The organism is Mycolicibacterium lacusdiani (genome assembly GCF_021916785.1).
GTDB classification, from domain to species: Bacteria; Actinomycetota; Actinomycetes; order Mycobacteriales; family Mycobacteriaceae; genus Mycobacterium; species Mycobacterium lacusdiani.
On sequence record NZ_JAKCFC010000010.1, the window covers coordinates 76,666 to 93,683 of the forward strand.

Below are 17,018 nucleotides of genomic sequence, written 5' to 3' on the forward strand. Positions count from 1 at the left end.
GCACCGTGAGCGCACCACCGCAAGCCCGGCCCCGGCCCGTCGTCGGGCACCTCGTTCGACGTGCCCGGGGGCGCTACCTCTCGCCACTGGTGTCGCTGGCCCTGTTCGTCGCGATGTTCGGTGCGCTGATCGCTCGCTACGACTTCGCCAGCCCCACCCAGGTGTTCTTGAACCTGCTGGTGGACAACGCGTATCTCGTCGTCCTCGCCGTCGGCATGACGTTCGTCATCCTCACCGGCGGCATCGACTTGAGCGTCGGATCGGTGGTGGCACTGTCCACGGTGATCGTCGCCACCACGCTTCAGGCCGGCTGGCCGATGCCGCTGGCTGTGGGGGCGGTGCTGATCGTCGGGCCGCTGCTCGGGCTGATGATGGGGCTCGTCATCGAGTACTTCGACGTCCAGCCGTTCATCGTCACGCTCGCCGGCATGTTCTTGGCCCGCGGACTCTGCTACGTGATCAGCGTCGACACGCTGCCGATCGAGGACCCGCTGTTGCGCGAGTTCGGGCTGAACTACGTGTACCTGTACGAGGACAAGTTCATTCGCTGGACCGTGGTCATCGCCGTCGCGGTGGTCGTGGTCGCGGCGTACGTACTGCACGAGTCCCGTTTCGGCCGGACGGTGTACGCCATCGGGGGCAACCGCCAGTCGGCGCAACTGATGGGACTCGGCGCCGCACGGGCGCGGGTGTCGGTATACGCGATCAGCGGCCTCTGCGCAGCGCTGGCCGGTCTGCTGCTCGCCGTCCAGAAGTTGTCCGGATACAGCCTCAACGGCATCGGACTGGAACTCGACGCGATCGCCGCGGCGGTCATCGGCGGAGTCCTGCTCTCCGGCGGCGTCGGATTCGTCCTGGGCTCCGTCATCGGCGTGCTCGTGCTCGGCACCATCCAGACGTTCGTCACGGCCGAGAACCTCGACTCGTACTGGACCCGAATCATGACCGGCGTCCTGTTGCTGGTATTCGTCCTGGTTCAACGCCTAGTGATGAGGAAACCCGGATGAACAGCCCCTCGATGCCCCCGATGACGCCCAAGCCGGTCATGGCCGACGTCGCCCGCCTCGCAGGCGTCAGCCACCAGACGGTCTCGCGCGTGATCAACGGCTCGTCGAGCATCCGCCCGGCGACCAAGGCGCGGGTCGAGCAGGCCATCGAAGAACTCGGGTACCGGCCCAACACCGCGGCGCGGGCGCTGGTGACCAGACGCTCGGGGATCATCGGCATCGTCGGGACCAACAGCGCCCAGTACGGCCCCTCGAGCATCCAACGCTTCGTTCAGGAAGCCGCCCACGCGGCGGGCTACTTCTCCAGCCTGGTGCCGCTGTCGGAGATCACGCTCGAGGAACTCCGCAGTGCGCTGGACCATCTCGCTCGTCAGTCCGTCGAGGCGATCGTCATGATCGCCGCTCAGGAGGAGGCGCTGGCCGTCGTGCACTCCGCCGACGCCGGCTTGCCGCTGATCGTGGTCGAAGGCGATCTCTCGGGACGCGGGCTCAGCGTCGGCGTCGACCAGATCGACGGAGCGCGCCAAGCCACCCGGCATCTGATCGACCTCGGGCATCGCGCGATCGTCCACGTCTCGGGTCCGATGACCTGGACCGAGGCAAAGGGTCGCCGGACCGGGTACGAGGCGGCGCTGCGCGATTCCGGGCTGACGGTGCCCGAGGAGCACTGGGAAGGCGACTGGACGCCGGCACGCGGGTACGAGATCGGCCGCGAGCTGGCGCGACGGGGTGACGCGACGGGTGTGTTCGTCGCCAACGACCAGATGGCGATCGGCGTGCTGCACGCGTTCGCCGAGGCGGGCGTGCGAGTCCCGGAGGACGTCAGCGTCGTCGGATTCGACGACATTCCCGAAGCCGGCTACCTCAACCCCGCGCTCACCACCATCAGGCAGGACTTTCAGGCCGTCGGCCAACGGGCGATCGATCTGGTGACGACGACGTTGAACGGGATGTCGGCCTCCGTACCGCTCCTTCCCCCCGAACTCATCATCCGCAAGAGCACGCAACGCACTAGGAGACCCCTTGAGTGACGAGAAGTACACGGTCGGAGTGGATTTCGGAACGCTGTCCGGTCGAGCGCTGGTCGTCCGGGTCAGTGACGGCCACGAACTGGCAAGCGCCGAGCACGCGTATCCGCACGGGGTGATCTCCGAATCGCTGCCGGGCAGTGCCACGCGACTTCCATCGCGCTGGGCCCTGCAGGTGCCCAGCGACTACGTCGAGGTGCTCCGGATCGCGGTGCCGGAGGCCGTGGCCAGGTCCGGCATCGATCCGGCCGACGTGATCGGGATCGGAACCGACTTCACCGCCTGCACGATGGTGCCGGTGCTCGGCGACGGAACGCCGCTGTGCGACGTGGCCGCGTACCGCGACCGGCCGCACGCCTACGCCAAGCTGTGGCGCCACCACTCGCCCCAGCCGCAGGCCGACCGCATCAATGCCGTTGCTGCGCAACGTGGCGAGTCGTGGCTGCCGCGCTACGGTGGCCTGATCTCGAGCGAGTGGGAGTTCGCGAAGGCGTTGGAGATCTTCGACGAGGACCCGCAGCTGTACGAGGCGATGGACTCGTTCGTCGAGGGTGCCGACTGGATCGTGTGGCAGCTGTGCGGTGCGTACGTCCGCAATGCCTGCACGGCCGGCTACAAGGGCATCCGTCAGGACGGCAACTACCCGTCGCGGGAGTTCCTCGCCGAGGTGCGTCCCGGCTTCGCCGACTTCGTCGTCGACAAGCTGGAGCACCCGATCGGCCAGCTCGGCGACCGCGCAGGCTCGCTCACCGCGGAGGCCGCAGGATGGACCGGCCTGCGCGAGGGGATCCCCGTCGCCGTGGGTAACGTCGACGCCCACGTCACCGTGGCCGCGGCCGACGCGCTGCAGCCAGGACACCTGGTCGCGATCATGGGTACGTCGACGTGTCACGTGATGAACTCCGATGTGCTGCGCAATGTTCCGGGCATGTGCGGCGTGGTCGACGGCGGGATCTGCGAGGGCAGCTGGGGCTACGAGGCCGGGCAGTCGGGCGTCGGCGACATCTTCGGCTGGTTCGTCGACAACTGCGTTCCAGAGGACTACCAGGTCGAGGCGCGCCGTCGCGGGCTGACCATCCACGAACACCTCACCGATCTCGCGGGCCGCCAACGCGTGGGGCAGCACGGGTTGGTGGCGTTGGACTGGCATAGCGGGAACCGTTCGGTGCTCGTCGACCACGAACTGTCGGGCGTCATGATCGGCCAGACGCTCGAGACCACCTGCGTCGACATGTACCGGGCACTGCTCGAGGCCACCGCGTTCGGTACCCGGATGATCGTCGAGACGTTCGTCGACAGCGGCGTGCCGGTCACCGAGCTGGTGGTCGCCGGTGGGCTCTTGAAGAACGGCCTGCTGATGCAGATCTACGCCGACGCCGTCGGATTGCCGCTGTCGATCGTGCCGTCGGCGCAGGCGCCGGCGCTGGGCGCGGCGATCCACGCCGCTGCCGCTGCGGGTGTCCATGCCGACGTCCGCACGGCCGCCTCGGCAATGGGCAGACGAATACCCGCTGCTTACAAGCCGATTCCAGACAACGTGGCCGCCTACGACCGGCTCTACCGCGAATACGTCGCCGCCTACGAATGGTTCGGCCGCGGCAACGACATGATGCGACGGTTGCGCCGGATCGACACCCGGGAAGCCGTGGGTGCCTCGTCATGACCATCACCTCCGAAGTCGACCGCGTCGTATCCGAACTCCGCCGCCAGGTCTGCGACCTGCATGCGCATCTGACCCACTACGAGTTGGTGATCTGGACCGCGGGCAACGTCTCGGCCCGGGTGCCCGGCCGCGACCTGATGGTGATCAAGCCGTCGGGTGCGGACTACGACACACTGACCGCCGAGGACATGGTCGTCTGCGACCTCTACGGGAACCTCGTCGACGGTGCCCTTGCCCCGTCGTCGGACACTGCGGCGCACGCCTACGTGTACCGGCACATGCCCGCGGTGGGTGGCGTCGTGCACACCCACTCCACCTACGCGACCGCGTGGGCAGCGCGCGGCGAGCCGATACCGTGCGTGCTCACCATGATCGCCGACGAGTTCGGCGGTGACGTCCCGGTCGGACCGTTCGCGCTCATCGGCGACGACTCAATCGGACGCGGCATCGTGGACACGTTGCGCGACAGCCGATCTCCGGCGGTGCTGATGCGCAACCACGGGCCGTTCACCATCGGGCGCACTGCCCGGGATGCGGTCAAGGCCGCCGTGATGGTGGAGGACGTCGCGCGCACCGTGCACATCAGCAGGCAACTCGGGGATGCAACCCCGATCGCTGCCGCGGACGTGTCGGCGCTGTTCGAGCGGTACCAGAACGTGTACGGCCAGGCCGGCCGGCATGCCGACCCCGTGCAGGAGGACCAGCGATGATCGCGTCTCGACTCGTGACCAGTCAGGTGTGGTTCCTCACGGGCAGCCAGTCGATGTACGGGCAGGACATCCTCGAGCAGGTGGCCGATCAGTCCCGCCGGATCGCCGACCGCCTCGACGGCAGCGCCGAGATCCCGGTCGAGGTGCGCTGGATCCCGGTGGTCACCGATTCCGACCAGATCGCCCGAGTCCTGGGTGAAGCCAACGCGTCCGCCGAGTGCATCGGCGTCGTCGCGTGGATGCACACGTTCTCCCCGGCGAAGATGTGGATCCGCGGGCTGAAGGCGTTGCGCAAACCGCTGCTGCACCTGCACACGCAGTTCGGCGTCGAGTTGCCATGGAGCAGCATCGACATGGACTTCATGAACCTCAACCAGGCCGCCCACGGCGACCGGGAGTTCGGCTACATCCAGTCGCGGCTGTCGCATCCTCGCAAGACGGTCGCCGGACACGTCGACGATCCGCGCACGCGGGAGCGCATCGGGTCGTGGACGCGGGCCGCGCTGGGGCACGCCGAGCTGTCGACGATGAAGGTCGCCCGCTTCGGCGACAACATGCGCGGCGTCGCCGTGACCGAGGGGGACAAGGTGGAGGCCGAGGCACACTTCGGTGTGTCGGTCGACGCCTACGGTGTCAACGACCTGGTCGACGTCGTCGAGCGCGTCCGACCCGTCGACGTCGACAAGCTGGTGCGCGAGTACGTGGGCACCTACGAGGTCGCCGCCGAGCTGCTGCCGGGCGGGATCCGGCACGCCGCCTTGCGGTACGCCGCGCAGATCGAAGTCGGATTGCGGAAGTTCCTCCACGACGGCGGCTTCCACGCGTTCACCACCAACTTCGAGGACCTGGGCGGCCTGCGCCAGCTGCCGGGTTTGGCCGTGCAGAGGTTGATGGCCGACGGCTACGGCTTCGGCGGCGAGGGCGATTGGAAGACCGCCTTGATGCTGCGCACGATCAAGGCGATGGGCGAGGGTCTGCCTGGCGGGACGTCGTTCATGGAGGACTACACCTACGACCTGACGCCGGGGCGCGAACGCATCCTCGGAGCGCACATGCTGGAGGTGTGCCCGAGCATCGCGGGCGCCACGCCCACCGTGGAGGTACACCCGCTGTCCATCGGCGGCCGGGAGGATCCGGTGCGACTGCGCTTCACCGCAGCCGCCGCCGACGCGGTCGTCATCGGGATCTGCGACATGGGTTCGCGTTTCCGGTTGGTGGCCAACGAGGTTCGGATCATCGAACCGCCCGCCGAACTGCCGAACCTGCCGGTGGCGTGCGCTGTGTGGGAGCCCCTGCCGTCCTGGTCCACGTCGGCCGAAGCATGGCTGATGGCCGGTGCGCCGCATCACACGGTGATGACGACCGCGGTGGGAACCGACGCGATCGAAGACCTTGCGGCGATGACGAACACCGAGCTGCTCCTCATCGACGCCGACACCACCGTGCGGGGCTTCGCGCACGAGCTGAAGTGGAACGACGTGTATCACCATGTCGCCGTCGGCCTCTGACACCGGCGGGCGCCGGATGCTCGCCGCACGCCTGCACGCCGTCGGTGACGTGCGGGTAGCGCACGAGCCGGCTCCCGACGAACCCGGCCCCGGCTCGTCGCTCGTGGCCGTGACGTCGGTCGGAATCTGCGGATCGGACCTCCACTGGTTCACCGACGGGGGAATCGGCGAGAACCGGATAGAGCACCCCGTGGTGCCGGGACACGAGTTCGCGGGGGTTGCACTCACCGGCCCGTACGCGGGCCGGCGGGTCGCGGTCGACCCCGCGATTCCGTGCCGGCTGTGCGAGATGTGCCGTTCGGGCTACCACAACCTCTGTCCGACGGTGGAATTCGCCGGACACGGTGCCCTGTACGGCGGCCTGCAGGAGCAGCTGGTCTGGCCCGACCACCTCCTGCACCCGCTGCCCGACGATCTCAGCGACGATGCCGGGGCCCTGCTCGAGCCGCTCGGTGTCGCCATCCACGCCGTGCGCGTCGGTCACGTTCGGAAGGGAGCCGACGTACTGGTGGTCGGAGCGGGACCGATCGGCGTGCTCGCCGTCCAGGTGGCCCGGGAGTCCGGGGCAGGCCGGGTGTTCGCCGTCGAACCGCTGGCGCACCGTCGCGCCACCGCGCAGCGCTGCGGCGCCGACGCGGTGTGGAGCGCCGGTGACGACGCTCAGGCGGTGCTCGACGCCACGGATGGCCGGGGCGTGGACGTCGTCGTCGAACTGGCAGGCACCGACGCGGCGATCGCCACGGCGGTCTCTGCAGTTCGTCCGGGTGGCCGGATTGCATTGGGCGGCATCCCGTCGGAGGACGCCTCGTCGTTCCCCGCTGCGGCGGCGCGGCGAAAGGGTTTGACGTTCGCCATGGTGCGCCGGATGAACGACACCTATCCACGCGCGATCGAACTGGCGACCACGGCGATCGACCTGGATCAGCTGGTCACCGAACGGCACCCTCTGACGAAGGCTGCCAAGGCCTTCGGCTCCGCCGCCGAGCGTCACGGCGACAAGGTCATAGTGGCCGTATCGGAGAGCTGAGGCCGTCCGAACGGTCTATTCGACCCGTCCGTCGTGGGAACGTCGATCGAGGTCCGACATCAGCACGAGCGCCGACAGCACGATGGCGACGAGGAGCAAAGCCGGGACGTCACCCCACATGTGTCCGATGTCGTGGTGGTCACCGCCGATGGACTGCACCGCCATGATCGCGGCGTGGATGACGCTCGAGCACACCGTGAACCACATCAGACTGACGTGCGCCTCCGGACGTCGTGCGGCATTCCACAGAAAGGCGCCCAATGTGAAATAGAGGCCAACGATCATCATGAAGTAGTTCGATTCGTGCGGCGCGCCTGAATGCCAAGCCCATCCCGACGGCCAGATCAGGGCGAGGGGATAGAGCAGCATCATGACGGCACCGAACACGACCAGCGCGACGCGGAGCAATCTGTACCTGGTCGATGGAGTCATGTGCGCCCCCCGAGGATGCGGCTTGCAAGCCGATCTTCGAGACGGTACGCCGGGCGCGTCGAGTTGGGCGCCTAGTTCACCAGCCGCCGATCCAGCCCTCGAAGATCGCATCCGGTTCGTCGTCGGGACTCGTCGAACGCCCGACCAGGAAGTCGAAGTCGCAGCCCTGGTGAGCCTGCAGTACGCGCTCGACGTACATCGACGCATACCCGCGGGTATGGCGCGGCGGTGTGCGTACCAATGCCGCTCGGCGCACCGACAACTCGTCGTCGGAGATCAGCACGTCGAGTGTCCCCGCGTGGGCGTCGAGTGCGATGACGTCGCCGTCGCGGACCAGAGCGAGTGGGCCGCCCACGGCCGACTCGGGGCTGACGTGCAGCACGCAGGTGCCGTAGGCCGTGCCACTCATCCGGGCGTCGGAGATGCGGACCATGTCGGTGACGCCCTGTTTGAGCAGCTTGCTGGGAATGGGCAACTGGCCCCACTCGGGCATGCCGGGAGCGCCGCGCGGACCCGCCGATCGCAGCACCAGCACGGAATCCGCGGTCACCTCGAGGTCGGGATCATCGAACCGTCGGATCAAATCCTTCATGTCCTCGAACACCACGGCCGGCCCTTGGTGGACGAGCAGCGACGGGGTGGCCGCACTGCACTTGATCACCGCACCGTCGGGAGCGAGGTTGCCGCGCACAACCGCGAGTCCGCCGGGCGGCTGAAACGGCGCGCTCAGCGCAGCGATGACCGCAGTGTCGGTCGCGGAAACCGTGGGCAGGTTGTCGGCGACGGTCTTGCCGGTGACGGTGACGGCCTCGGTGTGCAGCAGCGGCTCGACCGCCTTCAGCACCGCCGGGATTCCGCCGGCGTGGAACACCTGCTCGACGAGGTGCTCGCCCGCGGGCCGCACGTTGACCACCAGCGGTGTGCGCGCGGACAGTTCGTGGAAGCGGTTTAGCGACAGGGGGACTCCGACCCGGCCGGCGATGGCGAGCAGGTGCACGATCGCGTTGGTCGAGCCGCCGACGGCCAGCATCAGCGTGATGGCGTTGTCGAAGGCCTCGGCCGTCATGACCTGCGACGGCCGCAGCCGCTCGACGGCCAACCCGACCGCTCGCGCGCCGACCTCCTCGGCGACCTGCAGCCGGCGCGAGTCCATCGCGGGAATGGCGGCACTGCCGGGCAGCGTCATGCCGAGGCCTTCCACCAACGTGGCCATCGTCGACGCGGTGCCCATCTCCGGACAGTGCCCCCGGGATGGTCCCGCTGCCGCCTCCAGCTGCTCGTACTCGGCCATGGACATCCGGCCTGCCCGCACGTCGTCGATGTACTCCCAGAGGTCGGTGCCCACCCCGAGTTGCTTGCCCCGGAACACCGCGGGGGCGGCAGGCCCGCCGGTCAGCGCGATCGCGGGGACGTCGGCGCTCGCCGCCCCCATCAGCTGCGCCGGGACGGTCTTGTCGCAGCCGCCGAGCAGGACGACGGAGTCGAAGGGGTAGGCGCGGATCGACTCCTCGACGTCCATCGCCATCAGGTTGCGGAACAGCATGGTGGTCGGCTTCATCAGTTGCTCACCGAGCGACATGGTGGGGAACTCCAGCGGGAACCCGCCCGCCGCCAGCACGCCGCGTCGCACCGAGTCCGCTAGACCGCGAAAGTGCATGTTGCAGTTGACGACCTCGGACCAGGAGTTGCAGATGCCGACGATGGGTCGGCCCTCGAACGCCATCCGGGAGAACCCCGATGCCCGCATCGCCGACCGGTGGACGAAGCCGGGTACGTCCTTGCCCGCGAACCACTTCGCGCTCCGCAACCCCACGGGCGGCGTCGACACGGTCAGCGGACCCGCGCCGCGTACGCGGTGACCTTGCGCAGCGCCGGCTGTCGTGCCGCCCGGTACCCGACCCAGCGTCCGGGCTTGGTCGACATCAGGGTGCCGACGAACCGCTGCTGCCACGGGGCCTTCTTGCCTCCGGTGCGAACGCCCGTCGTCGCGGTCGGGGCGGCGATACCCGCCGCGTCAGCGAGCGCGACCTTGGCCGCGTTGTGTCCGTTGGCCCCCATCACGCCGCCGCCGGGGTGGGTGCCCGAGCCGCACAGGTAGTAACTGGTCACCGGGGTGCGGTAATTCGCCAACTCCGGGATGGGTCGCGCTCCGAACAGCTGGTCGAGCATCATGCTGCCGTGGAAGATGTTCCCGTCGGTGATCAGGTACTCGTCGTTGAGATCGTCGGGTGTGATGATCACGCGGTCGACGATGTGCTCACGCAGATTGGGCGCATAGGTGAACAGGTCTTCGAGTACGAGGTCGGCCCACTTCTCCTTCTCGGCCGCCCACGTCGTGCCGATCAGCTCGGACGGGAGCTGCTGGATGCCCAGGGTCATGGTGTGCAGGCCCGCAGGCGCCAGCGAGTCGTCGGTCACCGATTGCGTAACCGCCTCGATCACGAACGTGCTGGGGAAGGTGCCACGGCGCTGCGCCTCGTAGGCCTCCTCGAACGCCTCACGGCTGGGTCCCAGCAGTTGATGCCCGTGGTGCTGCGGTCCCTCCGAGGCGTCGGGGAACGGAAGGTACTGCGGCAGTTCGTCGACGAGCAGGTGAATCCTGGCCATCGACCCGCGGGTGTCGATGTTCTCCACGTCGCGGACTAGCTTGGCGGGCAGCACTCCAGGCTGGATCAGCTGGAGCAGCGACCGCTTGGGGTCGGCGTTGGAGAAGACCTGCCGCGCGGTGACGACGCTGCCGTCGGCGAGGCGCACGCCGGTCGCCGTTCCGCGTTCGACGATCACCGTGTCGACGGGGGTCGAGGTGCGGATGGTCGCGCCGTAGTGTCGCGCGCCGGCCGCGAGGGCCTCGCTGATGGCGCCCATACCGCCTCGCGCGAGGCCGAATTGGCCGAAGTTGCCATTGAACTCACCCCAGGAGTGGTGCCCGTAGGTGTACGCGGTCCCGGGCGTCGAGGGACCGCCGAAGATCGACACCATGCCGAAGAAGGTCAGCATGCTCTTGAGGCGCTCGTCCTCGAAGTACCGATCGAGCAGGTCCCGTACGGAGAGCAGCGTGAACTCGTCGAACAGCGTCTGCTCACCCGCGGCCTCGAACGCGGCGAAGACCTCAGAACGCTGCGGCGGCGGGGCCAGCAGGTAGGGGGTGACCAGCCCGGCGAAGCGCTGCAGCCGCACCCCGAAGTCGAGGAACGCCTGCGCGTCGTTCCTGTTGATCTTCTCCAATTCGCGCAGTGTGCGGTCGGTCTCCTTCCACATGGTGAAGGAGGTGCCGTCGCGGAACAGGCTGAATGACAGGGCGTCACCCTGGTACAGCTCGAGACCGAACCGTGCGAGTTCGAGTTCGTCGATGATCTCCGGCCGCAGCAGGCCGGCGATGAACGCGCACGACGACCACTTGCTGCCGGGGATGAGTTCCTCGGTGACGCAGGCCCCGCCGACGACGGCCCGCGCCTCGAGGACCAGCACCCGCTTCCCGGCCCGGGCCAGGTAGTTGGCGGTCACCAGGCCGTTGTGCCCGGCGCCGATGATGACGGCGTCGTAATCCGGTGTCTCGGTCATGTCAGATCTCCTGCGGAAGGGGTGAGTTCGCGGGTCAGCAGTGTCGAGACGCTGCCGGGCTCGACCAGTTCGTCGAACCTCTCGATCACGGGTTTGAGTTCGGGTGCCGACTCGAGGAGCCGTTGCCATTCGGACCACGACGAGACCGTCATGACCTCGACGACCGTGACGCCACCGTCGCTCGTGTCATCCCCCGTCGCTTCGCTCGCCCCGCCCTCGGCGAGGTATACGTCGAACCCGAGTACGACGTCGAAGGCCAGGCACGTCGGCCGGTCGAGTTCGGCGGAGAACCGCTCGAACTGCTCGGCGCCGACCCCGGGACGCAACCGAAAGGTGTTGATTGCGCTGACTGCCATGTCAGGCGATCTCGCGGTTGATCATCACGTGCTTGACTTCGGTGTACTCCTCGAGGGCGTAGACCGACATGTCCTTGCCGTTGCCGGACTGCTTGAAGCCGCCGTGCGGCATCTCGGGTGTGACGGGCAGGTGGTCGTTGATCCACACGGTGCCGAACTGCAGATCGCTCGACGCGGTCATGGCCTTCGAGAGGTCGTTGGTGAACACCGATGCGGCTAGGCCGTATTCGGTGTCGTTCGCCCAGGCGATGACGTCGTCGCCGTCGTCGAACCGCGTCACCGACGTGACCGGACCGAACACCTCCGTGCTGACGATCTCGTCGCCCTGGAGGGCACCGACCACGACGGTAGGGGCGGTGTAGAAGCCGGTACCGGGGTTGTCGCCCTGGATGAGTTCGGTGTGTCCGGTGGCCTTGGCCCGCTCCACGAAGCCCTCGACCCGGTCACGGTGGGCAGCGGTGATGACCGGTCCCATGCTGGTGCTCTCGTCGGCGGTGTCGCCGAGATCGAGTTCCTTGACCGCCTTCTCCAGGCCGGCGACCAACTCGTCGTGCACGTCGGCGTGAACGTAGAGCCGTGAGGCGGCCATGCAGTCCTGGCCTGAGTTGCAGAACGCCCCCTCCATGATCTTGCCGACGGCCAGCGGGACGTCGGCGTCGGAGTACACCAGCACCGGTGCCTTGCCGCCGAGTTCGAGGTGCAGCCGCTTGAGGTTCGAGTCTGCCGAGGCGTGCATGAGCGCCCGCCCCGTCGCGACCGACCCGGTGAGCGACGACATCCGCACCCGCGGGTGGGCGACCAGCCGGGCGCCGACGTCCTTGCCGTCGCCGGTGACGACGTTGAACACGCCCGCGGGGAAGAGGTCCTCGGCGAGTTCGGCGAGCCGCAGCACCGAGTAGGGGGTGTGCTCGGAAGGCTTGAGCACCAACGTGTTTCCGGTGAGCAGTGCGGGGGAGATCTTCCAGATCGCCATCAGCAGCGGGTAGTTCCATGGAGCTACCGAGCCGACGACGCCGAGCGGGTCGCGCCGGATGATGCTGGTCTTGCCACGGACGAACTCGGCTGCGGCCCGGCCCTCCATGGTGCGTGCGCCGCCGGCGAAGAACCGGAGGTGATCGGGAATCATCTCCATCTCCTCCAGCGCGAGGCCGATGGGCTTGCCCACGTTGCGCGACTCGATCTCGGCGAGTGTGCGCTGATCGGCCTCGACGCGGTCGGCGAGCGTGAGGAAGGCCCGAGCCCGCTCTCCCACGGGCGTTCTCGCCCAATCGGGGAAGGCGGCCTCGGCGGCTGCGACCGCGCGGTCGACGTCGGCCGCACCGCCACGGGCGATCTCGGCGAAGGCCTCTCCGGTCGTCGGGGCGTTGACCTGGTCGACGCCGCCGTCGACTGCGTCGGTCCAGGTGCCGTCGATGAACATCTTGGTGTGGAAGGTCATGCTCACTCCTCGGTGGTGGTGGTCGTATCGGTGGTGGGTGCGCCGCCGGCCGCCATGGTCAGCAGGGCGCGGACTTCGTTCTTCGACATGGGTTGTTGCGCAATCGACGTGTGCACCATCAGGCCCTCGACGACGACGTCGACGAGCCGCGCGGTGGTGCGATCGAAGTGCTCCGCCAAGGCGTCCTCGGCGCGTTCCATCCAGCGCTGAGTCAGGCGCCTGATCTCTGGCCTGCGCACCGCGTCGCCGTACAACTCGTAGGTGACGGCGAGTTCGTTGGGACGGCCCGCGAGGTCGTCGGTGATCGCCGAGGCAATGCACTCGATGAGGTCGTCACCGTCGCCGCACGACGCCAGCCGGGTTTCGAACCGGCTGGCCAACGTGTCGACGTGCGCCTCGAACGCGTGCTGGACGAGGTCGTCCAGCGTGGCGAAGTGGTAGGTGACCGAGCCCAGTGGCACGTCGGCGGCCGTGGCGACGGCCCGGTGCGTGATGCCGGCCACGCCGTCGCGGGAGAGTACGTCCAGGGCCGAGGCCACGATGCGCTCCTTTCTGTCGGGGTCGTGTCGACGTGCCCGCCGCGGTGCGGAACCCATGCCCACTCCTTCGTTAAGAACATTCGTACGCATCGTTGCGGACAAATGTACGTAACGTCGGGCGTCGGCGCGCGGCGAATCGTGAAAGAGGGTGGTGCTACTGAGTTATTGAGCTTCTGGCGCAGGCTCGGCCAGATCGCGCTCGTTGAGCGCCTGCCCGACCAGTTCGTATCGCGCCGGTGCGACGAACCGCAGGTAGAGCCCATATGCCGCGCCCGCCAGGAACGCGATGAACACGAGCGACAGCATGACCGCGGCCATCGTGCCTTGGACGCCGAGCAGGACGTCGAGGCTGTCGAGCGTCAGGACGAAGAACCCGGCCAGCCCCGCGATCGCCAGCAGCGGTGCGATCACGGTGTTCCATGGCCGCTTGTCGACGTTCGACCTGCGGAAGAACGCGAAGATCGCGATGCCCGCGACGAGCTGGGACAGGATGACCCCGACCGTGCCGATGCCCGTCGCCCACGTGAACAGCGTCGCGAACGGGTCCTGGTCGAAGAGCGCGAACAGTGCGATCACGATGCCGACGGACGCGCTCTGTGCGATCGCGGCGACCCACGGGGTCTGGCGACGGGGCAGTGTCCACCCCAGTGGCTTCCAGATCAGCCCCTGCCTCCCGAGCGAGAACATGTACCGGGCGACGTTGTTGTGGAAGGTGACGATGGCAGCGAACGTCGCGGTGACGATCAGGATCTGGAAGAGCAGCGAGACGTTGTGGCCGATGATGGTGTCGCTGGCCACGAAGATGAAGTTGCCCCCGGTTTCGGTGGCGATGCCGACCACCTTGTCGATGCCCATCGCGTTGATGATGAGCCAGCCCGACACTGCGTACAGGACCCCCATGAACGCGATGGACAGATACGTCGCGCGCGGGATGGTGCGCGCCGGGTCCCGTGCCTCCTCGCCATAGATCGCCGATCCCTCGAAGCCGATGAACGAGGCGTGCGCGAACATCAAGGCGACGCCGAGCGCTCCGCCGAGCACCACGCTCGGCGCGAACGGTTCGAAGGAGAACTGCGACACGGGCACGGCGTCACCGAACAGGCTGAACGCGCTGAGAACGGTGATCACGGTGACTTCCAGCGTCATGAACACCCCGAGGACCTTGGCGCCGGAGTGCACGCCTTGCACGCCGAGGCCGAGACACAGCACCAGAGCGCCGAATGCGTAGACCCACCAGGGGATTTCGACACCTAGCCGTGGGTTGAGCAACTCCGAGGCGTAGTACCCGAAGCCGCCGTACAGACCGGCTTGGATGGCGTTGTAGGCGAAGATCGCGAGGAACGCCGATCCCAGCCCGGCGATCCGCCCGAGGCCGAGGGTCACGTAGGCGTAGAAGGCGCCTGCGTTGGTGACGTGTCGGCTCATCGCGACGTATCCCACGGCGAAGATCATCAGCACCACCGCGGCGATGACGAAGGCCCCTGGCATGCCGACGCCGTTGCCCGCGCCGATGATGATGGGGTACAGCGCGACCACGACGGTCAGTGGCGACGCCGCAGCGATGATGTAGAAGAAGATGCTCGGCACGCCGAGGCTGTTCTCCCTCAGGCCATGATTGCGCCGCCCGGCAGGCGGCGACGTGTCGGACGGTGGCGGATCGACGGCCGTTGGCGTCGGCCGTCGCGGGGGCAAGGATGCAGTGACGTTCTCCATAGTCGTTCATTCCTCGTGTCTTGGGCGTGTGAAGGGTGCGGTGACCTGGCCCCGGCTGGGGTCTCCCTCACCTCCTCATGTCGAGAGCGAGGTCGAGGAGCAGGTCTTCCTGGCCGCCGACCATCGACCTGCGGCCGGCTTCGACCAGCAGGTCGCGAGTCTCGACGCCGACGTCGGCGGCGATGCGCTCGGCGTGCAGGAGGAAACTGGAGTAGACGCCCGCGAAGCCCAGAGTCAGGGTTTCGCGGTCCACCCGCACCGGCCGCCGTTGCAGCGGTCGCACGATGTCGTCGGCGGCGTCCATCAGGGCGTACAGGTCGCAACCGTGGCGCCACCCGTTGAGTTCGGCGACGGCGATGAACGCCTCCAATGGGCAGTTGCCCGCTCCCGCACCGAGACCCGTGAGCGATGCGTCGACGCGGTGCGCGCCCTCGTCGACGGCGACGAGCGAGTTGGCCACTCCCAGCGCCAGATTGTGGTGTGCGTGCACGCCGATGGACGTCGTCGGTGCCAGCACGTCGCGGTAGGCGCGCACCCGGTCGCGGACGCCGGTCATGGTCAGCCGGCCACCCGAGTCGGTGACGTAGACGCATCGGGCACCGGCGTCCTCCATGACCTTCGCCTGCTCGGCGAGACGGTCGGGCGGACAGAGGTGCGACATCATGAGGAAGCCTGCGACGTCGAGGCCGAGGTCCCGTGCAGTTCCGATGTGCTGCCTGGCGATGTCGGCCTCGGTGCAGTGGGTGGCCACCCGTACCGAGGTCACGCCGAGGTCGGCGGCTGCGCGCAGGTCGTCCAGCGTCCCGATTCCCGGAATGAGAAGCGTTGTCAGGCGGGCGGTCTGAACGACCTCAGCCGCAGCACTGATCCACGCTGCGTCGTCGTGCGCGCCTGCGCCATAGGTCAGGCTGCCTCCGGCAAGGCCGTCGCCGTGCGCCACCTCGATCGCCGCGACACCCGCAGCGTCAAGCGCGCTCGCGATGAGCCTGACATTGGCCAGACTGAACGAGTGACCGACGGCGTGCATGCCGTCGCGCAGCGTGACGTCCTGGACGTACACGTCGGTCGTCATCGGACGGGCTCCGGCGTCATGGTGACCAGCCGTTCGCCGACCCGAACGGCGGCTGCGGTCATGATGTCGAGATTCCCCGCATACGCCGGGAGGTAGTCGGCGGCGCCCTCCACTTCGAGGAAGACGGTCACCTGCGTCAGGTCGCCGTGCCCGGCGACCCCGGCCAGCCGCCGCCGAGGGTCACCCTGCGGGACGGGTGAGGTCCGGACCTGCTGCGCCAGGCGATATCCCGGCACGTACCGCGCGACGTCGGCGACCATCGCCGCCACTGCCGACTCGAGCACGTCCTCGTCGGTCGCGGACACCAGCGCAGCGACGGTGTCGCGCATCAGCATCGGCGGCTCGGCCGGGTTGAGGACGATGATGGCCTTGCCGCGTGCAGCACCGCCCACGGTCTCGATGGCGCGTGCCGTCGTGCTGGTGAACTCGTCGATGTTGGCACGGGTTCCCGGGCCCGCCGACCGCGACGAGATGGACGCGACGATCTCGGCGTAGTGGACCGCGGTGACGCCGGCCATCGCGGCGACGACGGGAACGGTGGCCTGACCACCGCACGTCACCATGTTGAGGTTCCGGTGCCCCGTGACGCGGGCCATGTTGACCGCGGGCACGACGAAGGGGCCGATCGCCGCGGGAGTCAGGTCGACGACGCGCTTGCCGGACCGGGCGAGCGTGGCGTCGTTGACGTGGTGGGCGCTGGCACTGGTGGCGTCGAACACCACCTCGACGTCGTCGAATGCGTCGAGCCCGAGTAGCCCGTCGACGCCACCGGCGGTGACGGCCACGTCGAGCGCCGATGCGCGCGCGAGACCGTCACTGGCCGGGTCGATCCCCGCCATCGCCGCGACGTCGAGCACCGTGGAACGGCGCAATTTCATCATCAGGTCGGTACCGATGTTGCCCGAGCCGATGATTGCGGCCAAATGTCGTCGAGTCACTCGTCGTCCGTTCGCCGGTTCTCGAA

At 68.1% G+C, this 17,018-nt stretch carries 15 protein-coding genes; 6 read left to right on the forward strand and 9 right to left on the reverse strand.

Going from position 1 to position 17,018, the window contains the following annotated elements; genetic code table 11:
• Nucleotides 1-5: 5 nt before the first annotated feature.
• The 6 genes from LOK44_RS24380 to LOK44_RS24405 are packed head-to-tail and all read left to right on the forward strand — an operon-like array spanning nucleotide 6 to nucleotide 6,943.
• Nucleotides 6-1,007: an ABC transporter permease subunit gene (locus LOK44_RS24380; protein WP_237572661.1), complete on the forward strand. Its 1,002-nt coding sequence runs from the start codon at nucleotides 6-8 to the stop codon at nucleotides 1,005-1,007.
• Nucleotides 1,004-2,038 (forward strand): LacI family DNA-binding transcriptional regulator, encoded by a 1,035-nt coding sequence (locus tag LOK44_RS24385; RefSeq protein ID WP_237572662.1) that lies wholly within the window; start codon nucleotides 1,004-1,006, stop codon nucleotides 2,036-2,038. Before LOK44_RS24380 ends, LOK44_RS24385 begins: the two co-directional genes overlap by 4 nt.
• Entirely contained in the window at nucleotides 2,031-3,698 is a 1,668-nt protein-coding gene (gene araB, locus LOK44_RS24390) for a ribulokinase (protein WP_237572663.1), read from the forward strand. The genes LOK44_RS24385 and araB overlap by 8 nt, the downstream gene beginning before the upstream one ends.
• Nucleotides 3,695-4,408 carry an L-ribulose-5-phosphate 4-epimerase gene (locus tag LOK44_RS24395; RefSeq protein WP_237572664.1) on the forward strand — a complete coding sequence of 238 codons (714 nt, stop codon included), beginning with the start codon at nucleotides 3,695-3,697 and terminating at the stop codon, nucleotides 4,406-4,408. Before araB ends, LOK44_RS24395 begins: the two co-directional genes overlap by 4 nt.
• Nucleotides 4,405-5,916 (forward strand): L-arabinose isomerase, encoded by a 1,512-nt coding sequence (gene araA, locus LOK44_RS24400; protein WP_237572665.1) that lies wholly within the window; start codon nucleotides 4,405-4,407, stop codon nucleotides 5,914-5,916. The genes LOK44_RS24395 and araA overlap by 4 nt, the downstream gene beginning before the upstream one ends.
• On the forward strand, nucleotides 5,897-6,943 hold the full coding sequence (locus LOK44_RS24405; protein ID WP_237572666.1) for a zinc-dependent alcohol dehydrogenase: 1,047 nt from the start codon (nucleotides 5,897-5,899) through the stop codon (nucleotides 6,941-6,943). The genes araA and LOK44_RS24405 overlap by 20 nt, the downstream gene beginning before the upstream one ends.
• A gap of 15 nt (nucleotides 6,944-6,958) precedes the next feature.
• On the opposite strand, the gene LOK44_RS24410 is transcribed toward LOK44_RS24405, so the two are convergent.
• From LOK44_RS24410 to LOK44_RS24450, 9 genes are all read right to left on the reverse strand, one after another.
• Nucleotides 6,959-7,375, reverse strand: coding sequence for a DUF6632 domain-containing protein (locus LOK44_RS24410; RefSeq protein ID WP_237572667.1), 417 nt, complete (start codon nucleotides 7,373-7,375; stop codon nucleotides 6,959-6,961).
• A 76-nt stretch (nucleotides 7,376-7,451) separates the two neighbouring features.
• On the reverse strand, nucleotides 7,452-9,203 hold the full coding sequence (locus LOK44_RS24415) for a dihydroxy-acid dehydratase (RefSeq protein ID WP_237572668.1): 1,752 nt from the start codon (nucleotides 9,201-9,203) through the stop codon (nucleotides 7,452-7,454).
• Between the two features lie 2 nt (nucleotides 9,204-9,205).
• Nucleotides 9,206-10,936 (reverse strand): phytoene desaturase family protein, encoded by a 1,731-nt coding sequence (locus tag LOK44_RS24420; protein WP_237572669.1) that lies wholly within the window; start codon nucleotides 10,934-10,936, stop codon nucleotides 9,206-9,208.
• The gene (locus LOK44_RS24425) at nucleotides 10,933-11,292 is read right to left on the reverse strand and encodes a RedY/HapK family protein (RefSeq protein WP_237572670.1); all 360 of its coding nucleotides are present in this window, start codon (nucleotides 11,290-11,292) and stop codon (nucleotides 10,933-10,935) included. The genes LOK44_RS24420 and LOK44_RS24425 overlap by 4 nt, the downstream gene beginning before the upstream one ends.
• A gap of 1 nt (nucleotide 11,293) precedes the next feature.
• Nucleotides 11,294-12,730 carry an aminobutyraldehyde dehydrogenase gene (locus LOK44_RS24430; RefSeq protein WP_237572671.1) on the reverse strand — a complete coding sequence of 479 codons (1,437 nt, stop codon included), beginning with the start codon at nucleotides 12,728-12,730 and terminating at the stop codon, nucleotides 11,294-11,296.
• A 2-nt stretch (nucleotides 12,731-12,732) separates the two neighbouring features.
• Nucleotides 12,733-13,269 (reverse strand): TetR/AcrR family transcriptional regulator, encoded by a 537-nt coding sequence (locus tag LOK44_RS24435; RefSeq protein WP_237572672.1) that lies wholly within the window; start codon nucleotides 13,267-13,269, stop codon nucleotides 12,733-12,735.
• A 162-nt stretch (nucleotides 13,270-13,431) separates the two neighbouring features.
• Nucleotides 13,432-14,856 (reverse strand): APC family permease, encoded by a 1,425-nt coding sequence (locus LOK44_RS24440; RefSeq protein WP_237572673.1) that lies wholly within the window; start codon nucleotides 14,854-14,856, stop codon nucleotides 13,432-13,434.
• 193 nt (nucleotides 14,857-15,049) lie between these two features.
• Entirely contained in the window at nucleotides 15,050-16,054 is a 1,005-nt protein-coding gene (dmpG, locus tag LOK44_RS24445; protein ID WP_237572674.1) for a 4-hydroxy-2-oxovalerate aldolase, read from the reverse strand.
• A complete protein-coding gene (locus tag LOK44_RS24450; protein WP_308192786.1) occupies nucleotides 16,051-16,992 on the reverse strand; it encodes an acetaldehyde dehydrogenase (acetylating) in 942 nt (313 codons plus the stop codon). The genes dmpG and LOK44_RS24450 overlap by 4 nt, the downstream gene beginning before the upstream one ends.
• Between the last annotated feature and the right edge of the window lie 26 nt (nucleotides 16,993-17,018).

Coding starts and splice junctions, on each gene's coding strand:
- LOK44_RS24385 (WP_237572662.1), top strand. CDS start 1,004: ATGAACAGCCCCTCGATGCCCCCGATGACGCCCAAGCCGGTCATGGCC.
- LOK44_RS24395 (WP_237572664.1), top strand. CDS start 3,695: ATGACCATCACCTCCGAAGTCGACCGCGTCGTATCCGAACTCCGCCGC.
- araA (WP_237572665.1), top strand. CDS start 4,405: ATGATCGCGTCTCGACTCGTGACCAGTCAGGTGTGGTTCCTCACGGGC.
- LOK44_RS24405 (WP_237572666.1), top strand. CDS start 5,897: ATGTCGCCGTCGGCCTCTGACACCGGCGGGCGCCGGATGCTCGCCGCA.
- LOK44_RS24410 (WP_237572667.1), bottom strand. CDS start 7,375: ATGACTCCATCGACCAGGTACAGATTGCTCCGCGTCGCGCTGGTCGTG.
- LOK44_RS24420 (WP_237572669.1), bottom strand. CDS start 10,936: ATGACCGAGACACCGGATTACGACGCCGTCATCATCGGCGCCGGGCAC.
- LOK44_RS24425 (WP_237572670.1), bottom strand. CDS start 11,292: ATGGCAGTCAGCGCAATCAACACCTTTCGGTTGCGTCCCGGGGTCGGC.
- LOK44_RS24430 (WP_237572671.1), bottom strand. CDS start 12,730: ATGACCTTCCACACCAAGATGTTCATCGACGGCACCTGGACCGACGCA.
- dmpG (WP_237572674.1), bottom strand. CDS start 16,054: ATGACGACCGACGTGTACGTCCAGGACGTCACGCTGCGCGACGGCATG.